The organism is Haloarcula marismortui ATCC 43049, from assembly GCF_000011085.1.
Lineage (GTDB): Archaea > Halobacteriota > Halobacteria > Halobacteriales > Haloarculaceae > Haloarcula > Haloarcula marismortui.
This window is the reverse complement of sequence record NC_006396.1, coordinates 1,686,558-1,702,496: the sequence shown is the minus strand read 5'-3', so window position 1 is coordinate 1,702,496 and position 15,939 is coordinate 1,686,558. Positions and strand designations below refer to the sequence as shown.

At 63.4% G+C, this 15,939-nt stretch carries 15 protein-coding genes; 8 read left to right on the top strand and 7 right to left on the bottom strand.

Going from position 1 to position 15,939, the window contains the following annotated elements; translation table 11 throughout:
* Positions 1-32: 32 nt before the first annotated feature.
* Positions 33-1,346, top strand: a complete 1,314-nt coding sequence (locus RR_RS12470; protein WP_011223918.1) for an MFS transporter — start codon at positions 33-35, stop codon at positions 1,344-1,346.
* A 111-nt stretch (positions 1,347-1,457) separates the two neighbouring features.
* Here RR_RS12470 and RR_RS12465 read toward each other — a convergent pair whose 3' ends face one another.
* Both RR_RS12465 and RR_RS12460 read right to left on the bottom strand, forming a co-directional pair.
* Entirely contained in the window at positions 1,458-2,489 is a 1,032-nt protein-coding gene (locus tag RR_RS12465; protein ID WP_011223917.1) for an aldo/keto reductase, read from the bottom strand.
* A gap of 107 nt (positions 2,490-2,596) precedes the next feature.
* On the bottom strand, positions 2,597-3,025 hold the full coding sequence (locus tag RR_RS12460; protein ID WP_049938938.1) for a disulfide bond formation protein B: 429 nt from the start codon (positions 3,023-3,025) through the stop codon (positions 2,597-2,599).
* A 117-nt stretch (positions 3,026-3,142) separates the two neighbouring features.
* Here RR_RS12460 and RR_RS12455 point away from each other — a divergent pair, with 117 nt between their 5' ends.
* Positions 3,143-3,445 (top strand): hypothetical protein, encoded by a 303-nt coding sequence (locus RR_RS12455; protein WP_004958067.1) that lies wholly within the window; start codon positions 3,143-3,145, stop codon positions 3,443-3,445.
* 19 nt (positions 3,446-3,464) lie between these two features.
* Here the strand turns inward: RR_RS12455 and hpt are convergent, their stop codons facing one another.
* Positions 3,465-4,013 carry a hypoxanthine/guanine phosphoribosyltransferase gene (hpt, locus tag RR_RS12450; RefSeq protein WP_004958065.1) on the bottom strand — a complete coding sequence of 183 codons (549 nt, stop codon included), beginning with the start codon at positions 4,011-4,013 and terminating at the stop codon, positions 3,465-3,467.
* 118 nt (positions 4,014-4,131) lie between these two features.
* Complete coding sequence (locus RR_RS12445) at positions 4,132-5,655, bottom strand: phytoene desaturase family protein (protein WP_011223915.1); 1,524 nt, start codon at positions 5,653-5,655, stop codon at positions 4,132-4,134.
* 149 nt (positions 5,656-5,804) lie between these two features.
* Between RR_RS12445 and RR_RS12440 the strand changes: the two genes are divergently transcribed.
* A complete protein-coding gene (locus tag RR_RS12440) occupies positions 5,805-6,869 on the top strand; it encodes a Brp/Blh family beta-carotene 15,15'-dioxygenase (RefSeq protein ID WP_011223914.1) in 1,065 nt (354 codons plus the stop codon).
* 78 nt (positions 6,870-6,947) lie between these two features.
* Entirely contained in the window at positions 6,948-8,138 is a 1,191-nt protein-coding gene (gene eis, locus RR_RS12435) for a GNAT family N-acetyltransferase (RefSeq protein ID WP_011223913.1), read from the top strand.
* Between the two features lie 114 nt (positions 8,139-8,252).
* Here the strand turns inward: eis and RR_RS12430 are convergent, their stop codons facing one another.
* The 3 genes from RR_RS12430 to RR_RS12420 all read right to left on the bottom strand — a co-directional run bounded on the left by RR_RS12430 (position 8,253) and on the right by RR_RS12420 (position 12,043).
* Entirely contained in the window at positions 8,253-9,632 is a 1,380-nt protein-coding gene (locus RR_RS12430) for a hemolysin family protein (protein WP_011223912.1), read from the bottom strand.
* Positions 9,633-9,688: 56 nt separating this feature from the next.
* Positions 9,689-11,278, bottom strand: coding sequence for an oleate hydratase (locus RR_RS12425; protein WP_011223911.1), 1,590 nt, complete (start codon positions 11,276-11,278; stop codon positions 9,689-9,691).
* Between the two features lie 120 nt (positions 11,279-11,398).
* Positions 11,399-12,043, bottom strand: a complete 645-nt coding sequence (locus RR_RS12420) for a helix-turn-helix domain-containing protein (protein ID WP_011223910.1) — start codon at positions 12,041-12,043, stop codon at positions 11,399-11,401.
* Between the two features lie 596 nt (positions 12,044-12,639).
* Between RR_RS12420 and RR_RS12415 the strand changes: the two genes are divergently transcribed.
* From RR_RS12415 to RR_RS12400, 4 genes are all read left to right on the top strand, one after another.
* Positions 12,640-13,701, top strand: coding sequence for a S66 family peptidase (locus RR_RS12415; RefSeq protein WP_011223909.1), 1,062 nt, complete (start codon positions 12,640-12,642; stop codon positions 13,699-13,701).
* Between the two features lie 337 nt (positions 13,702-14,038).
* Complete coding sequence (locus RR_RS12410) at positions 14,039-14,695, top strand: DsbA family protein (protein ID WP_011223908.1); 657 nt, start codon at positions 14,039-14,041, stop codon at positions 14,693-14,695.
* Entirely contained in the window at positions 14,692-15,291 is a 600-nt protein-coding gene (locus RR_RS12405; protein ID WP_004958045.1) for a hypothetical protein, read from the top strand. The genes RR_RS12410 and RR_RS12405 overlap by 4 nt, the downstream gene beginning before the upstream one ends.
* Positions 15,292-15,395: 104 nt before the next feature.
* A complete protein-coding gene (locus RR_RS12400; protein ID WP_011223907.1) occupies positions 15,396-15,935 on the top strand; it encodes a hypothetical protein in 540 nt (179 codons plus the stop codon).
* Positions 15,936-15,939: the final 4 nt, after the last annotated feature.

The following is a 15,939-nucleotide window of genomic DNA, read 5'->3' as shown; positions in this document are numbered from 1 at the left end:
GACCTTAGTCCCCCAAAAGTGACAGCGTCCGTATGTTCCGACCGGCATCCGGCCGCGGGTTAGTGCGCCGGTACTATCTGTACCGTGCCACGATCGCTGTCGGATTTATCACTCCCATCTTCACCCTGTTTCTCTTGCGAACGCTGACCTTCACGCAGGTCGGTGCCCTCTCAGCAATCTACGCATCGCTATCTGTCGTCGGCGAGATTCCAACAGGCTACGTCGGTGACAGGCTCGGGCGGCGCGCAAGCCTCCTTCTCAGCGTGCTGTTCACCGTTGTCTCCCTCGCGGGCTTCGTTCTCGCTTCGGGATTCCGCTGGTACGGCTTCCTCTATGCGCTGTGGGCGCTGGCGCTGACGTTACGCTCAGGGAGCATGGATGCGTGGCTATACGATACGCTGACTGAACGACTCGATAGCGAGCAGTTCAGCCGTATCCGTGGCCGGGGCGATGCAGTGCAGAAGTGGACTGCAGCGGTCTCGATGGTTGCCGGTGGCCTGCTGTATGGGCTGCACCCAACCTATCCGTTCGTTGCTGCGGTCGGTTTCAACAGTCTCGGCTTCTTTGCCCTGCTCTCACTGCCGAAGAATCGGCAGTACGCCGACCGGGGCAGTGACAGTCGCTCCGCCGACCGTCTCGACCCACTGGAAACCGTCTCGGTCATCCGAACGTATCTGGCTCGACCGCCGCTCCGAGCACTGGTCCTGTACATTGGGTTGTTCTATGCCGTTTTGGGCGTTTCCCACACCTACATCCAGCCGATGGTGGTCGAGACGCTGGGGCCGTACGCCGCCACTATCGGCGTTCAGGTTCCTGCTGGTGTTCCGACCGCGGCGGCACGAGTAGGCGAGGCCGGCGCGGCACTTGCACTTGGACTGGGTGTGCTGTACGCCGCCCTGACAGCAGTGGCATCCGCTGGCGGCTACTACGCCAGCGCAGTTGAGGACCGTCTCGGCGTCCGCAGAGCCGTGGTTGTCGTGCCAGCCCTGACGGCTGTCGCACTCGTGGGACCGCTGTGGTTCGCGCTGGTCGTACTCCCGACGTTCACGACGATGCGAACCGCGAAGCCGCTGGTCCAGCCTATCGTCAACGGGTACATTAACGACCATGTCGAGTCGGTCGGACGGGCGACGTTGCTCTCCGCGGTATCGATGCTGCATATGATTCTTCGGACGCCGCTGGCACTTGCTGCTGGGATGGTGGCGGATGCAACCACGGCGACCACAGCAGTTGCGGCGCTTGGCGGCCTGTTTCTCGTCGCTGGCGGCGCAGTCTGGCTGTTCGGGGAGATTGCGCCTGAGACAGTGGCTGCTTCCGGTGACGGGGCCAGCAAATCAGCGTCATAGACCCATCAGCGGTCGGCCGGAAACCCGACCCGGCCACGATTAGACCGAACGCTTCCGGGGCGACAAGGGCGTGCCCCGACGACAGTGCGGTTCTGTCAGTTCGTCTCCCGATTACGCTCGGTGGCCCCAGCGCTCGCCGTCCTCGGCGTAGCGGGCGCTCACAATCCGGTTGAACTGGTCGTCGGACAGCGAGATGTCCGTCGCGCCGACGTTCTCGTCGAGCTGGTCGACAGTGCGAGCGCCGACGATGGGGACGCAGGTGAAGTCCGGCTGTTCGATGAGCCAGCGGAGCGCGACCTGTGCGGGCGTGGCGTCAAGTTCGTCCGCGACAGCGCGGAGTTCGTCAAGGACGTGCCAGCCGCGCTCGGAGAGGTAGAAATCCTCGAAGCGGTCGGACAGCGAGCCTCGGGAGCCTTCCGGCCCCTCGAAGGCCGTCGGGTCGTCGTTGTCCGTGCGCTCGTACTTGCCCGTGAGGAAGCCGCCGGCCAGCGGCGAGTACGGACAGACCGCGATGTCTTGGTCGGCACACACATCGAGATAGTCTTTCACGTCGTCGCGGTAGCCGGCGTGGAACAGCGGCTGTGTCACCTCGAAGCGCTCGTAGTCTTCGACGTCGCTCTTCCAGAGGGCCCTGGTCAGTTGCCAGGCGGCCATCGTCGACGCGCCGAGGTGGTGGACCTTGCCCGCGCGGACGAGGTCGTCGAGCGTCGACAGCGTCTCCTCGATGTCGCTGTGCTCGTCCCAGCGATGGATGTAGTAGAGGTCGAGATAGTCCGTGTCGAGGCGGTCCAGCGTCCCCTCGATCTGTGCGCGGATGTGCTTGCGGCCGAGACCGGAGTCGTTGGGGCCGGGCTCGCCGCGACCGTCGAAGGGGAAGTACACCTTCGAGGCGATGACGAAGTCCTCGCGGTCGTAATCGTCGAGCCACTCGCCGATGTACGCTTCGCTGGTCCCGTTAGGATTGCCGTAGACGTTGGCAGTATCGATGAAGTTGATGCCGCGCTCCCACGCCGCATCGAGCAGGTCGTGGGCCTCATCGCGGTCGGTCTCGACGACGCCGCCGGTCTCCCGGCCGAACCGCCAAGTGCCGAAACAAAGCTGTGAAACCGTCGTTCCGGTCGAACCGAGTCTGGTGTATTCCATACCGGAGCCACGCGGGGCTACCCGAAAAAGGGGTTTGGTCGCGGCGAAGGCTGTCCGGTACCGGTCGGTAAGCCACGGTCGCGGAGGTATCGCGCCGCCGTGTTCGGTCAGGACAGACCGCCACGAGGCCTGGCAGCCGCGACGACCAGCCCAGTCACCAGCAGGAACGCCACCAGCGAGAGATTCGGCACGGTCAGGCCGAGTATCCGGTACTGAATCTGCGCACAGCTGATCGCGCCGATGCCACAGGTCGTCTGGCTCACCTGCAGCCAGGAGTGGTAGGCCGCGATGGCCGCTCCCGGCACCGCAAGCGGCAGTGCTGTCCGGACGACGCCGAGACGGCGCTCGACAGCAGCGACGCCGAGAACGACCACTAATGGATACATCAGAATTCGCTGATACCAGCAGAGCCGACAGGGGGTCAGCCCGAGGCCCAGCGAGAGATAGAGGCTGCCGGCCGTCGCAACGGTGGCGACGGTAGTCGCCGCGGCCAACAGGAACCGGGCTCGGTCGGAATCGGATCGAGAATCGCCCACAGGGAAGCCAGCGTTTGCTGGCGGAAAAAGCGTTCCGAGAGTCGCCCTCTTTCTCGGCTCCCGCTTGACCGGAGCGCCAGCGCTCGCTTTTTCAGGCCTGCCGCCGACAGCCAGCGTATGCCCGACGATTCGGACCCCGAGGCGAACCTCGAACAGTGGAAGTCCGCGATGCAGGAAGAGCACGCCGAGGCCATCGCAAACCCCGACCCCGACGAGTCCCACCAGATAGAGGGCGTGGCACAGGTCACATATCGGGTGACGTTCGACTACGACGCCGACGAGGACGTACTTGATCGGGCCAGCGCCGAGGAGGTCGACGACCTGACCGACCCCGACCTGCTCTCCTGTGCGTGTGGCGTTCGTGGGATGACCCCCGAAGAAGCCCGAAAGCACATGGCTGCCGCTGTCGAGCAGGGGTAAACAGGGGCCGCAGTCACTCTCAGTCGTGGATAGTCACGCCGTCCTGGTCGACCGAGATGTCGAGCAGGCTGGTCACATCGTAATCAGTGTCGTCAAGCGCCGACTCGCCCTGTTTCCGGAAGACGACGACGATATCAGAGATGTCCGCCCCGATGTCGTCAAGCGCCTCACAGATGGCGGCCATCGTTCCGCCGGTCGAGAGCAGGTCGTCAACGATGAGCAGGTCGTCGCCCGCCTCGATGTCATTGATGAACATCTCCGATTCGGAGTAACCGGTGGTCTTGTGCAGCGGGACCTCGTCGTCGAGACCGTAGGAGCGCTTACGGATGACCACAAGCGGGATATCCGTCTGCAGTGAGAGCGCGGTTGCGATGTGGATGCCCATCGCCTCCGGCGCGACGATCTTGTCCACGTCGAGGTCGGCCGCCCGCGTCACGCCGACGACGACCTCGCGGAGGAGTTCTGGCTCCAGCATCGGCACGCCGTTGCTGAGCGGGTGGACCAGATAGGAGTATCCGTCCTTATCGATTATCGGGGCCTCGTGCAGTGACTCGCGGAGCTTCTCCATGCCTCCGTTACCTGAAGGGGGACAATAAACCGTTCGAGGCTGGGCTGCGGTGTGCGCGTCACGCTATCGCGTCGTGATTTAGCCGGTTTGCGTGAACTGCCAATCGAGCACGGCAGCGTCAGTCCGCCGTCGAAGCCGAGCGGTCCCCCTTCGTTTCGAACGGGCTGTCCTCAACGATGTCCCGGGCGGTGTGCTCGCCGCTGATAAGACACATCGGCATCCCGATGCCGGGCGTCGTGTAGGCCCCGGTGTAGTAGAGCCCCTCAAGCCCGGCGCGGTGGCTGGGACGGAGCGGCCCGGTCTGGAACAGTGTATGCGCCAGCCCGAGCGCCGTCCCCTGCGGGTCGCCATAGCGCTCGGCAAACTCGCTGACACACGCCGTCTCTTCAACGACGATGCGGTCACGGAGGTCCACGCCGGTTTGCTCGGCGAGGTCGTCCAGCACGAACGCTCTGTATTCCTCGCGAATCGCGGGGCCGTCGTCCAGCCCCGGCGCGATGGGCACAAGGACGACGATGGCGTGGTGGCCGTCGGGGGCGACCGTCTCGTCGGTCTTCGACGCCACCGAGAGGTAATATGCGGGGTCGTCGGGCCACCCCGGGCGGTCGAATATCTGCTCGAAATGGCCGTCCCAGTCCGTCGGCAGGACCAGCGAGTGGTGGGCCAGCGGGTCCACGTCGCCCTCGACACCGAGATACAACATGAATGCCGACGGCGCGTAGGTCTGTTCGTCCCAGTGGTCCGGGTCGTGGTCGCGGGCAGCGGGGTCAAGCAGATGCTGCTCGGTGTAGGCGGGGTTGGCGTTGCTGACCACGACATCGGAGGCGACGACGCCGTCCTCGGTGGTCAGTTCGAACGCCCCCGCCTCGCCGGCGATGTGCTGGACCTCAGTCCCGGTCTGAATGTCGACGCCGAGTTCCCGAGCCAGCGACCCGAGGCCGTCGACGACGCCGGCGATGCCGCCTTCGGGGTAGAACACGTTCATGTTCAGGTCGACGTGGCTCATGATGCTGTACAGCGCGGGAGTGTTGTGTGGCGCGCCGCCGAGAAACACCAGCGTGTATTCGAGCAACTGCCGGAGCTTCGGGTGGTCGATGTAGCGGCTGACGTAGTCGTCCATCGAGCCGAACAGTCGGGCCCGCGGTGCGAGCGGGAGCAGGTCGGGGTCGACGTAGTCCCGGAGCCGTTCGCGGCCCTCGTAGACGACCCGGTCCATTGCGAGGTCGTAGTTCTGTTCGGCCCGGTCGAGGTACTCGGCCAGCGCATCGCCGGCTCCCTCCTCGTAGGACTCGAACACCTCGCGGGCGTTCTCGCGGTTCGGCCGCATCGTCACGCGGTCGCCGTCCTTCCAGAACACCCGGTACTGGGGGTCCAACCGTTCCAGTTCGTAGTAGTCCGCGGGCTCGCGGTCGAAGTGCTTGAAGAAGCGCTCGAACACATCGGGCATCAGGTACCACGACGGGCCGGTGTCAAAGCGGAAGCCGTCGCGTTCGAGGACGCCCGCGTGGCCGCCGAGGCGGTCGTAGCGTTCGAGCAATTGCACGTCGGCCCCGGCGTTAGCGAGATAGCACGCAGCCGAGAGGCCGCCGAAGCCGCCACCGACGACGGTCACCGTCAGGTCTCTTGGGAGGCCATCACGCATAGCCGTTGCTAACGACTACGCCTGAAAAAGGGTTGTCTGGATTCTCAAGACCTCACAACAGACAGCTCATGATTCAAACCAGCGGTCTGTTCCCAGTTCGCTGGAATCGCTTGCATCGTTTATTGTGAGTTTTTCCCTAGGCTCGCGATATGCCCACGACCAGCCTGGGGTCCGTCTGGCAGCGGCATCGGGACACCGACCGCCATCCGTCGCTCTGGCTCTCGCGGGCGAGCCTGCTGGTACTCGCTGTCGCTTTCGGTCTCCTCGGCGCTGCCGAAGTCCGAGTTCCGCTCCGGGCCCAGATGGTGGTGTACCTCGTCGGAATGGTCGCGCTCAATCTCCCTCACGGCGGGTACGAACACTTCGAGAACCTCCGCCGCCGCCGCCCCTCATTCCGCTGGCGCTACGTCGGGGTGTATCTGGCGGCTATCGGCGGGTTCGTCGGCCTGTTCCTCGCCGCGCCAGTCGCCGGCCTCGCGCTGGCGCTGACCGTCGCTATGGCGAAGGGCGGTCTCGGTGGCCTGCAGGTGCTAGAAGCCACGAGCGGTACCGACCACCTGCAGACCCGGTTCCAGCGCGGGCTGGCGGCGGCCGTCCGCGGCGGCGCGGTGATGCTCGTCCCAATCGTGTTCTGGCCGCAGACGTTCCACGCGTTTAGTTCGTTGATGGTCGGCCTCGTCGAACCCGGAGCCCTCTCGTCGTACGCGGGGTCGTTCGACACAACTCGGCTCGTCATCGGGTCGGGCTACGGGCTCGCCCTAACGGCGCATATCGTGCTGGGATACGTGCGCGGCGGCGGCCGTTCCTGGCTTATCGACGCCGGAGAATCGTTGCTCCTTGCGGTATTCTTCGCGTCTGTCCCGGTCCTCGTCGCCGTCGGCCTGTACTTCCCATTCTGGTACTCCGCCCGACAGGTGGCGCGGACGGCGTCCGTCGAGACGGAGCCGGTCGGCGACGAGCGCTGGGACCTGCTCGGCGGCGCGGACCCCTCGACCGTTGCACTCCGCGCCTGGGTCGTCCTCGTCGTTGGAGCGCTGGCCACCTTCGGCGTCCTCGTCGCCGTCTACTGGGCGTTCCCGAACCCGCTTGGAACGAGTGACCTGCTCCCCGGCGCGGTAGCGTTCTGGAGTATGTTTATTAGCATTGTTGCGCTCCCACACATCGTCGTCGGGTCACTCCTCGACCGGGACCGGGGTATCTGGTACGTGCCGTGACGCCCCACTCCCAGGAAGGACCGCGACGCCGACCCGCAGATGACTAGCTTTCTGTAGCTGGCGGACACCCGGGACAGTATGTCTGAATTCCGCCCCGTCCCGACGACTGACCGCGAAGCCTGCCAGCGGATACTTCAGTACGCGTTCGCGCCCGAAACAGGTCCGGTGCCGCCGGACCCGGACGGTGACTGGCCGCCGTCGCTGTTCGACCAGCGAGGCCTCTATGACGGCGGCACCCTCCGGGCCGTCTGCAAGCTGTATTTCTTCGACACAACTGTTCGCGGCGCGGCGACGACGGTCGGCGGCCTCGGCGCGGTTGCAACACCACCCGAACACCGCGGACAGGGGCTCGCCGCCGACCTCTGCCGACACGCACTGTCTGCGTACCGCAAAGCCGATGTCGGGTTCGTCACCCTCTGGCCGTTCTCGACGCCGTTCTATCACCGTCTGGGCTGGGGGACGGCGAACACCTATCGCCGCTTCGACCTGCCGCCGTCGGCGCTCCCGGACCCCTCCACCGCCGGACAGCTGGTCCGCCTCGACGCCGACGACTGGGAGCGGCTCCGTCGGGTCGAGACGGCTGCAGCCGCCGGGACAGCGCTCTCGCTCCGGCGCTCGGAAGCGTGGTGGCGCGAGCGGACCCTCGCCGACTGGGACGACGACGGCGTCCCGTACTGCTACGGCTACGAACGCGACGGTGAACTTCAGGGGTACGTCGTGTACACCGTCGCGGATGATGCTAACAACACGCTCTCGGTTTCGAACTTCGCGGCTGTCGACGAGGAGGCCCGCCGCGCGCTGTTTGCGTTCCTCGGGCATCACGGCGCACAGATAGAGCGCGTCACGCTCCAGCTACCGCCTGATACTGACCTCTTCCATCGCGTCGACGACCCCGGGGCGGTCGACTGCACGGTCGAGGCCGGGCCGATGGTTCGGCTCACCGACGTGGACTACCTCGAACGCCTCGACTGGCCCGGGGGCGACCTCGACTGCACGCTCTCGGTGAACGATCCGCTGCTTGACCACAACGACGGCCTGTTCCGGCTGTCAGTGAACGGCGGCACTGCGACGGTCGACCCGCTTCCAGCCAGCGACTCGAAAGCCGATGTGGCCGTCGACATTGCGACGCTCTCACAACTGGCCGTCGGGACGCACGGCGTCGACGCCGCTGAACGCCTGGCCGGGCTGGAGATGTTCGACGACTCGGTCCGCGGCCCGCTTGCAGACGTTTTCCAGCCCGAATCCGTCTACTTAGGCGAGTTCTTCTGAGACTGGTGGCTGTGACTGCGACGGGATACTCGCCATCCGTGATGGCGACATTCTCGAAAGACGGACAGCAGACCGTGTGCGAGTCACCCACTCGGCCGACAGTCCGAACGGTGCTCACTCAGTCGACGGCGAGTCGTCGCCGTCGTTCGCTCGAATCCGAACCGTCGAGATACGGGTGCCCTCGACGCTCGTCACCTCGAACACGTATCCGGCCGCTTCGGCGGTGTCGCCGACCTCCGGAGCGCGGTCAAGCTGACTCAGCACCAGCCCACCGATGGTTTCGACCGCGTCCCTGTCGAGGTCGACACCGAGCGCCTCGCCCGCTGTCGACAGTGGCACGCCGCCGTCGGCGTCGTAGCTCCCGTCGCTTTGCTTGCGGATGGCGTGTTCGCGGCCGTCGACATCGAACTCGTCGCGCAGGTCGCCGACGACGGCCTCGACCACGTCCTCGATCGTCGCGATGCCCTCCAGCGACCCCCACTCGTCGATGACCGCGGCCATCTGCCGGCGGTCCTGTCTGAACTGCAACAGGAGGTCGTTGATAGCTGTCGTCTCCGGGACGACCGGTATCTCGTGGGCGATATCGCCGGCAGTCGTGTTTTCGTTGCCTTCCTCGCCGGCCCGTAGCACGTCCTTGACGTCGATGAACCCGACGATCTGGTCGCTGTCGTCGGCGTCGACCACCGGATAGCGGGTGTGTCCTTCGTCGAGAACGACCGCCCGGATATCCGACATCGTTGCGTCGGCCGGGACGCTCACAACGTCAGGTCGCGGGACCATGACCTCCCGAACGACCGTATCGTCGAGATCGAACACGCGCTCGATCATGTCGACCTCAGACGCGTCGATGTTTCCCTCTTCGCCAGACCGGGCCAGTACTCGGCGTATCTCGCGCTCGCCGAGTGTCTCGTCCGTCTCCGATGCCGGCGGGACACCCAGTAATTGCGTGAAGGCGTTGGCCGAGCCGTTGAAGACGACGATCCCGGGATAGAACAGGTAGTAAAACAGCTTCATCGGCGGCGCAAGCAACAGCGAGAGCCGCTCAGTCCGAGCAATCGCAAACGTCTTCGGCGCGAGTTCGCCGAAGACGACGTGGAGGAACGTGATGATGGTGAACCCGACTGCGAACGCGACGACGTGGAGGAGGGTCTCGGGCAGTACCGGGGCCAGAACAGGTTCCAGAAGGGCTGCGACCGCGGGCTCCCCGACCCACCCCAGCCCCAGTGAGGCGAGTGTAATCCCGAGCTGGGTCACCGCGAGATAGTTATCTAGGTCCGCCATCACTGCCTGGAGCGAGCCTGCGCCGGCCCGGCCTTCGTCAGCGAGCTGTTCGACCGATGTGCCGCGAACGCGAACGAACGCGAACTCAGCGGCAACGAAAAAGCCGTTCAGTCCTACAAGCACCAGTGCCAGTACTAGCTGTGCTGCAGAGAGTGCGAGATTTACCATCGCAGCCCCCAGACGGCGCGCGTCGATGTGTGCATACACACCCATCTCTGTCACCGTACTAAAGTGCTGGAATGTCCGCGCCCGTACCGCCGTCGACTCCCTCAGCGGTACGCGGCACGGACAGTGTCTGCGATGACACCCGGCTTCCGGTAGTGCTTGCTCACCGGGGGGACTTCCCGGTCGAGGTCGAGCATCTCGTAGACGGCGGTCATCGCCGACCGGACCGAGTACTCGACGGTGAACACGACATCCCGTGGCTGTTCGGCGTACTGTCCGAGGAACGCCAGATTGTTCGACCCGTCCGGAACGACATCGGGCCGGTCACCGGGTTCTCGGGGCTGGAAGTGCGCCGTGATGAACGGCATCATCGCCGGGATGCAGGTCACGTCGTCAAGTATCTCCGGGAGCCGTTCCTCACACTGCAGGTGGTAACACAGCTCCTGAAGGATCTCGCGGCCGGTACATTCGGACATCGGCTTCTCCACGTAGTTCCCTTCCCGATCCGGGAACAGCGCGTAGCCCCAGAATACCTTCACGTCGTCCGGCTGGTTCGCGAAGTGTGGCTGGGCGGCGACGACTGTCGACAACAGCCAGTTCGACCCGAGGTAGGTGACGAGCCCGTTGCCCGGTTCCTCGTTCGTGAAATCGACGATGTGGTCGAACAAGTCGGTGTTGTGCAGGGTAACGGTGAACGACTCCCATTTCGTTTCCGTGACGTTGTCCGCGAACACCGACGGATTGCCGAACTGTGGGTTGTCCTCGGCGATGGACTTCCACAGCTCCCACGACGCCCCGGTTTCGTTCAGTTCGGGGGCCTCGTCCATCCCGCCGATGGACGAGCCGTCGGTCATCGACCCGTTCGTCACGAACACGAGGTCGGACGGCTCGACGGGGACCGTCTCGGTGCCGCTGTCGGTCTCACAGTAGAGCCGCTCGACGGTACGCCCCGTCCGCGACGGGACGATATCCATATCGGTCACCTCGTGGCCGTACTCGAAGGAGACGCCCCTGTCTTCGAGCCAGCGTCGGAGCGGGAGGATCATCGAGTCGTACTGGTTGTACTTCGTCCGGTCGATACCCTCCATGGTGTGCAGTTGCGGGAACTCGTGGAGGAACCGGTACATGTATCGCCGGACCTCGGCGACGCTGTGCCACGGCTGGAACGCGAAGATGGTCGCCCAGACGTACCAGAAGTTCGTCTCCAGGAACGACTCGTCGAACCACTCCTCGATGCGCGTGTCACCGAGCCGCGGTTCGGGCGTGAGGAGCAACCGAGCTATCGACTGGCGGTGCTGTCGCGTCAGTCCGTACTCGCCAGCGTCGATTCGTTCGCCCTCGTGCATCAGCCGTGTTTTCGCGTACGAGGGGTGCGTTTCGTTGAACTCGTCCATCACGGCCTTGACCGAGCGCGAGTCGTCTTCGAGCGACGGAATCGTCTCGAAGAGGTCCCACGTACATTCATACGCCGGGTAGTTGAACATCCGACCGCCCCGGATCAGGTACGCCTCGTCCGGGTCGCCAGCGCCGTCCATCGCGCCACCGACGACGTCCAGCTTTTCGTAGACATGGATGTTTTCGCCGGGCATATTGCCGTCCCGAACGAGGAACGCCGCGCCAGCCAGGGAGGCAATACCGCCCCCGACGAAGTGTGCGTCGCGGTCAGTGACGTGTGGGTGCTGGTGGATGGTCATATTGGGTCACCGTCATGTAGTGCTACGCAAGTCTCAGCCCTAACCGTTGCCAGCATATGTACAGCAATTTATAAGAGAGGGATCTCTCGCCGAAATAGCCCCGTTCCGGCTAGCCGGCTGTCACTGTTCGGAGCTGGCAATCGTGTGGTCGATCAGCCGGTCCGTCCCACGACGGAGCCGCTCCGAGATCGCGGACGTGGTCGCGTCGAGTTCCGCTGAAAGGTCCGTCAGGTCTGCCCCACGGGGGACGGTGAAATACCCCAGTCGGTGGGCCGCCAGTAGTGCCTCTCGCTGTGGCGCGGTGAGTCCGTAGTCATCGCCGCCGTGTTCTGTCTCACAGAGCCGGTGCGGGCGGAACGTGACACTGCTTGACTGACAGGTGTCCCGGAACGCTTCGAGGTCTGCCCGGTCGGCGAACTGCGTGCTCACCTTCCACCCGTGCTCGGTCACGAGCGCACCCATCGGATACGTCTGCCGGTCGACGAGCTGGGTGTACATTTCGACGTAGTCTGTATCGAGGACGACCCGATACCGTGACTCGACGATAGCCGAGTCCATGGCGACAAACTCCACGACCGATTCATCGCCGAGCAATGCTGATTCAAGTGCGTCCGGTTCGACGCCCGTCGCGGAGAACACGAGTGCCGGTTCGTCGGTCGTGCCAGAGACGACGGTGTCGACGATCAGTCGGGTGTTCAGTTCCGCAGCAACCGCACACAGCGGCATATCTGCGGACTGCAACTCAAATTCACAGATGACGCTCATGTGTGTTGCTCAGCCGAACAGAATAAAGGCATACTGGGAATTCTCACGCACCGAAACCGACCGGTGGCATCGGAGCCGCTCGACAGACACGCGTTGCTCCTTCCGTATCTGGCCGCCCGATGAGAACACGACCGAAACTCGTGCCGACTCTGGCCACAGCCAGATATAGTCAGAGCTGTGGTCTCCTCTCAAAGATAGCGGCCTCGGCACTCACGACTCACCACATATCCATAGTGAATGCTTTAGGGCGGCTATAGACGCTTTTCAATCCGTAACCCGTTCACCCCCTCTTGCTACTCCTCTCGTATATGCTATAAGATTCGAGTGAACAACACCGCTGGCTCTGACCGAAGGTCGTGAAGCCGTCGTCTCTGGGTTCTGTTAGGACGTGCTGTGCAAGGTATAAGACGCATATCTTGCATTCACCCGTTTGTGGTGAGACCTGCTGTGTGAATCTGGGTGGCACCTTTTCGATGGTCAATTTGTACAGTTGCAAAGAGATGCCAAGCTTCGCACTCGTGCTTGTCTTGCCAGTCTCCAGCTCTCTTGATGCTATGGTACAGGGCTGGATAAAAAATATATAATCAGCTCTACAGATGCCAGCTGTGACCGACTTCCTTACTCCACCCCCTGTCGAACCTGGTGATCGGGTCGCGGTTGTCGCACCGGCATCAAACGCACCCGAGTCTGCACGGTTCATCTACGAACTCGGTCTTGAACGAATGCGCGAGGTTTTTGATCTTGATCCGGTTGCGTATCCGACCGCGACCGCCGACCCGGAGTGGCTTGCGGACAATCCAGAGGCGCGCGCCGAAGAGATTATGAAGGCCTTCCGCGACCCAGACATTTCAGCCGTGATCGCTAATATCGGGGGCCACGACCAGATCACGATGCTCCCGTTTCTCGATGGGGACGTACTCCGCGAACACCCGACTCGATTCTACGGATACTCAGACAACACGAATCTGGCTCTGTTCCTCTGGAATCACGGGATCGTTTCGTACTACGGAGGATCCACCCTGCTTGAATACGCGATGGATGGCGAGATGTTTGACTACACCAAAGAGTACCTGCGGCGTGCGCTTTTCGAGGATTCTGTCGGCGAGTGGACCGAAGCGGAAGTTTTCACTGATGAGTCCGGCAACTGGGAAGATCCGGAGTCAGTCAAAACCACGCGCGAGATCGAACACTCTGATGGCCGACTCTGGCGTGGTGGTGAAGAGACTGTCTCGGGTCGAATCTGGGGCGGTTGCTATGCAGTCCTCGTTGAGCAGTTCCTCGCCGACCGCTACCTGCCTGATCCCGAGGCATTGAACGGTACTGTGCTTGCGTTGGAGACGAGCGAACTGATCCCTGACCCGGCTGTCGTCGGTGCGAACCTCCGGGCACTCGGCGAACGGGGTCTTCTCGAACGATTCGACGGTGTGCTTGTCGGACGCGCCTGTGCACGCTCACACGCTGAAGAAAACCCACAAGAATGGCGAGAGGAGTATCGAGAGCGCCAGCGCGACACGATTGCTGACATCCTCAAAACGTACAATCCGAACGCACCTGTTGTCTTCAATTGCGAGTTCGGACATACGTATCCGACGTGCCCCATTCCGATCGGTGGTGAGGTCGAAATAGAACCCGCAACCAAATCCATTCGCTTTCCTTGATTCACGGCGGTTAGAATCTCGTCGGCCGCTCGCTTGTTAGCAGTGAGTTTTTGATAGTTAACAGACACGAGATGCCAACTGAGGTTAAATGCCAGATAGAGTCTCTATCCCTTGATTGGTTTCTCTGGCGTTCGTTCACTTCTCCTCGCAAATGTATGGATAGAACGCTGGCCTCGGCACTCATAGGGCTCGTCATCAACAGGGAGTCACCCCGGCTCGGCCCAGTGAGTCGTCGTCATCGGCCGGTAGATGCTACCGCTGCCGGCGACAAGACGGTTACTCATCGGGGCCACACAGTGGAACAAACGCTAAACCCACGCGGGCCAACCAGTCGTATATGAACAGACGACGCTTTCTCACACTTTCCGGGGTGGGTGTCGTCGGCGCAGTCGCAGGCTGCAGTAGCGAGGCGGACAGCGCTGAATCCGTCGACAACCACCCGGCAGCCGCCGACCTCGACGCCCAGCCCCGCCGCGGTGAACTGGGAGGTCACGTCATTCTAGCGTTCGAAGACCCTTCCTGCCCCACATGCCGCCGCTTCCACGAGGAAACACTGCCGGATATCCGAGAGAACATCGTGGACGCAGGCAAAGGTGCGTACGTCGTCCGGACATACCCAGTCATCTACCCCTGGGGTGAGCCGGCGACACAGGCGCTGGAGTCGACGTTCGCCCGCGACAGCGAGGCGTACTGGGCGCTGTTTGAGCACTACTTCGCCGAGCAGTCGTCGTTCGACCCGGACAACGTCCTGGACCGGACGGCGATGTTTCTCACCGAGGAGACAGCGGTAGATGGCGAGGCGGTCGCACGCGACGCGCAAGAACAGGCACATAACGACGCTGTGCAGGCTGATATTCAGGCAGCCGAGGACGCCGGACTGGGCGAGACGACGCCGATTATTCTGCTGTTTGAGGACGGCGAGTTCGTGACAAAGGTCAACGGGAGCGTCAGTTACGACCTCATCGCGGAGGCGCTGGGAGAGCGCGACGGATGAGCATCGCACGCGGGCTCCGACTGCCGACGACGCGCGGCGACTGGCGACTCATGGGTCGGACGGTCAGGCTTGTGCTCACGCTGCCGGTCTATGCGGCGGTCGCCGTGATCGCTGCCATCGTTTCGCTGACGCTGTTCGTCGTCTCACTGAACGTCCCGCTGGTGCTTGACCTCGTGGTCGGCGGGTCGCTCCCGCTTGCTAGCCGCCTGCGCGTGCTCGCTGAACTGTACCCGTTCATCGGCACGTCGTTCAACCTTGCACAGGGAATCCTGCTACTCGTCGTCGCCGTCCTCACCGGCGTCGACATCGGTCTGGTGACGTACCACTTCCGCGAGCACGGCCTCGACCTCCAGCAGGGCGGTGCGGGCGTCGCGGGCGTTGTCCTTGGAACGCTCGGTGCGGGCTGTGCGGCCTGCGGGTCGGCGGTGCTGCTGGGGCTGCTGTCACTGCTCGGCGTCTCGACCTCGCTGCTGTTTCTGCCGCTGGACGGGCTGGAGTTCGCGCTGCTTGCGCTCGTGGTGTTGACCCTTTCCGTCTACTGGCTCGCCGAGGGGATGCGTGGCGGCGAAATCAACGGCTGTCCGGTCGACCTCTGACCGTGTCGTTGGCAGGCCCTCGTCTCGCTTCGGTCGTGGAGTGCCAACCATTCCAGCGGGAGAAAACGTATAGTGTCGTCAGCCGAACACTCCTGCCGAGAAGTATGCCCGAGACGGAGTCCCAGGTGACGGCCTCAACGGAGTCCCCCGCCGAGTACGAACACCTCCACCGGAAGCGGAAAGAGACGGCCGGCACGGTCGAACTGGCCGAAATCGTCGACGTGTGGGTCGGCGAGAGCGAACTCGTCTGTCGATTCCAGTTCGACTGGGCGACCAACGCGATACAGCGGCGCTACGACCTGAACAGCGACCGCGACATCGCCAAGGTCGAACGGCTCTGTGAAGCAAACGGCCTGCAGTTCGAGCAGGCCAGCCATCTAGAGGGGTCGCTGGTCGAACTCGAATACACGGGGTCACAATGGCTGCCACGGCCGGAAGCCGCCTACACCGACGGCGAGGGGTCGGCGGTCGAGACGTTCCGTGCGGAGTGGCGGTTACTGGTCGATGAACTGGCCCAATCGCCTGCATTCATCCGGCGGGGTATCGAACGCGTCCGGGCGCTCTCGACGACGCAACTGATTATCGGTGTTATTCTCGTCAAGAAAGTCGCTATCATTGCGTTGCTGGCACACCTCCTGTTGTAGCCCG

Excerpts from the sequence above, each read along its gene's own strand:
- RR_RS12470 (WP_011223918.1), top strand. The coding sequence starts at position 33 with ATGTTCCGACCGGCATCCGGCCGCGGGTTAGTGCGCCGGTACTATCTG.
- RR_RS12465 (WP_011223917.1), bottom strand. The coding sequence starts at position 2,489 with ATGGAATACACCAGACTCGGTTCGACCGGAACGACGGTTTCACAGCTT.
- RR_RS12455 (WP_004958067.1), top strand. The coding sequence starts at position 3,143 with ATGCCCGACGATTCGGACCCCGAGGCGAACCTCGAACAGTGGAAGTCC.
- hpt (WP_004958065.1), bottom strand. The coding sequence starts at position 4,013 with ATGGAGAAGCTCCGCGAGTCACTGCACGAGGCCCCGATAATCGATAAG.
- RR_RS12445 (WP_011223915.1), bottom strand. The coding sequence starts at position 5,655 with ATGCGTGATGGCCTCCCAAGAGACCTGACGGTGACCGTCGTCGGTGGC.
- RR_RS12440 (WP_011223914.1), top strand. The coding sequence starts at position 5,805 with ATGCCCACGACCAGCCTGGGGTCCGTCTGGCAGCGGCATCGGGACACC.
- eis (WP_011223913.1), top strand. The coding sequence starts at position 6,948 with ATGTCTGAATTCCGCCCCGTCCCGACGACTGACCGCGAAGCCTGCCAG.
- RR_RS12430 (WP_011223912.1), bottom strand. The coding sequence starts at position 9,632 with ATGGGTGTGTATGCACACATCGACGCGCGCCGTCTGGGGGCTGCGATG.
- RR_RS12425 (WP_011223911.1), bottom strand. The coding sequence starts at position 11,278 with ATGACCATCCACCAGCACCCACACGTCACTGACCGCGACGCACACTTC.
- RR_RS12420 (WP_011223910.1), bottom strand. The coding sequence starts at position 12,043 with ATGAGCGTCATCTGTGAATTTGAGTTGCAGTCCGCAGATATGCCGCTG.
- RR_RS12415 (WP_011223909.1), top strand. The coding sequence starts at position 12,640 with ATGCCAGCTGTGACCGACTTCCTTACTCCACCCCCTGTCGAACCTGGT.
- RR_RS12410 (WP_011223908.1), top strand. The coding sequence starts at position 14,039 with ATGAACAGACGACGCTTTCTCACACTTTCCGGGGTGGGTGTCGTCGGC.
- RR_RS12405 (WP_004958045.1), top strand. The coding sequence starts at position 14,692 with ATGAGCATCGCACGCGGGCTCCGACTGCCGACGACGCGCGGCGACTGG.
- RR_RS12400 (WP_011223907.1), top strand. The coding sequence starts at position 15,396 with ATGCCCGAGACGGAGTCCCAGGTGACGGCCTCAACGGAGTCCCCCGCC.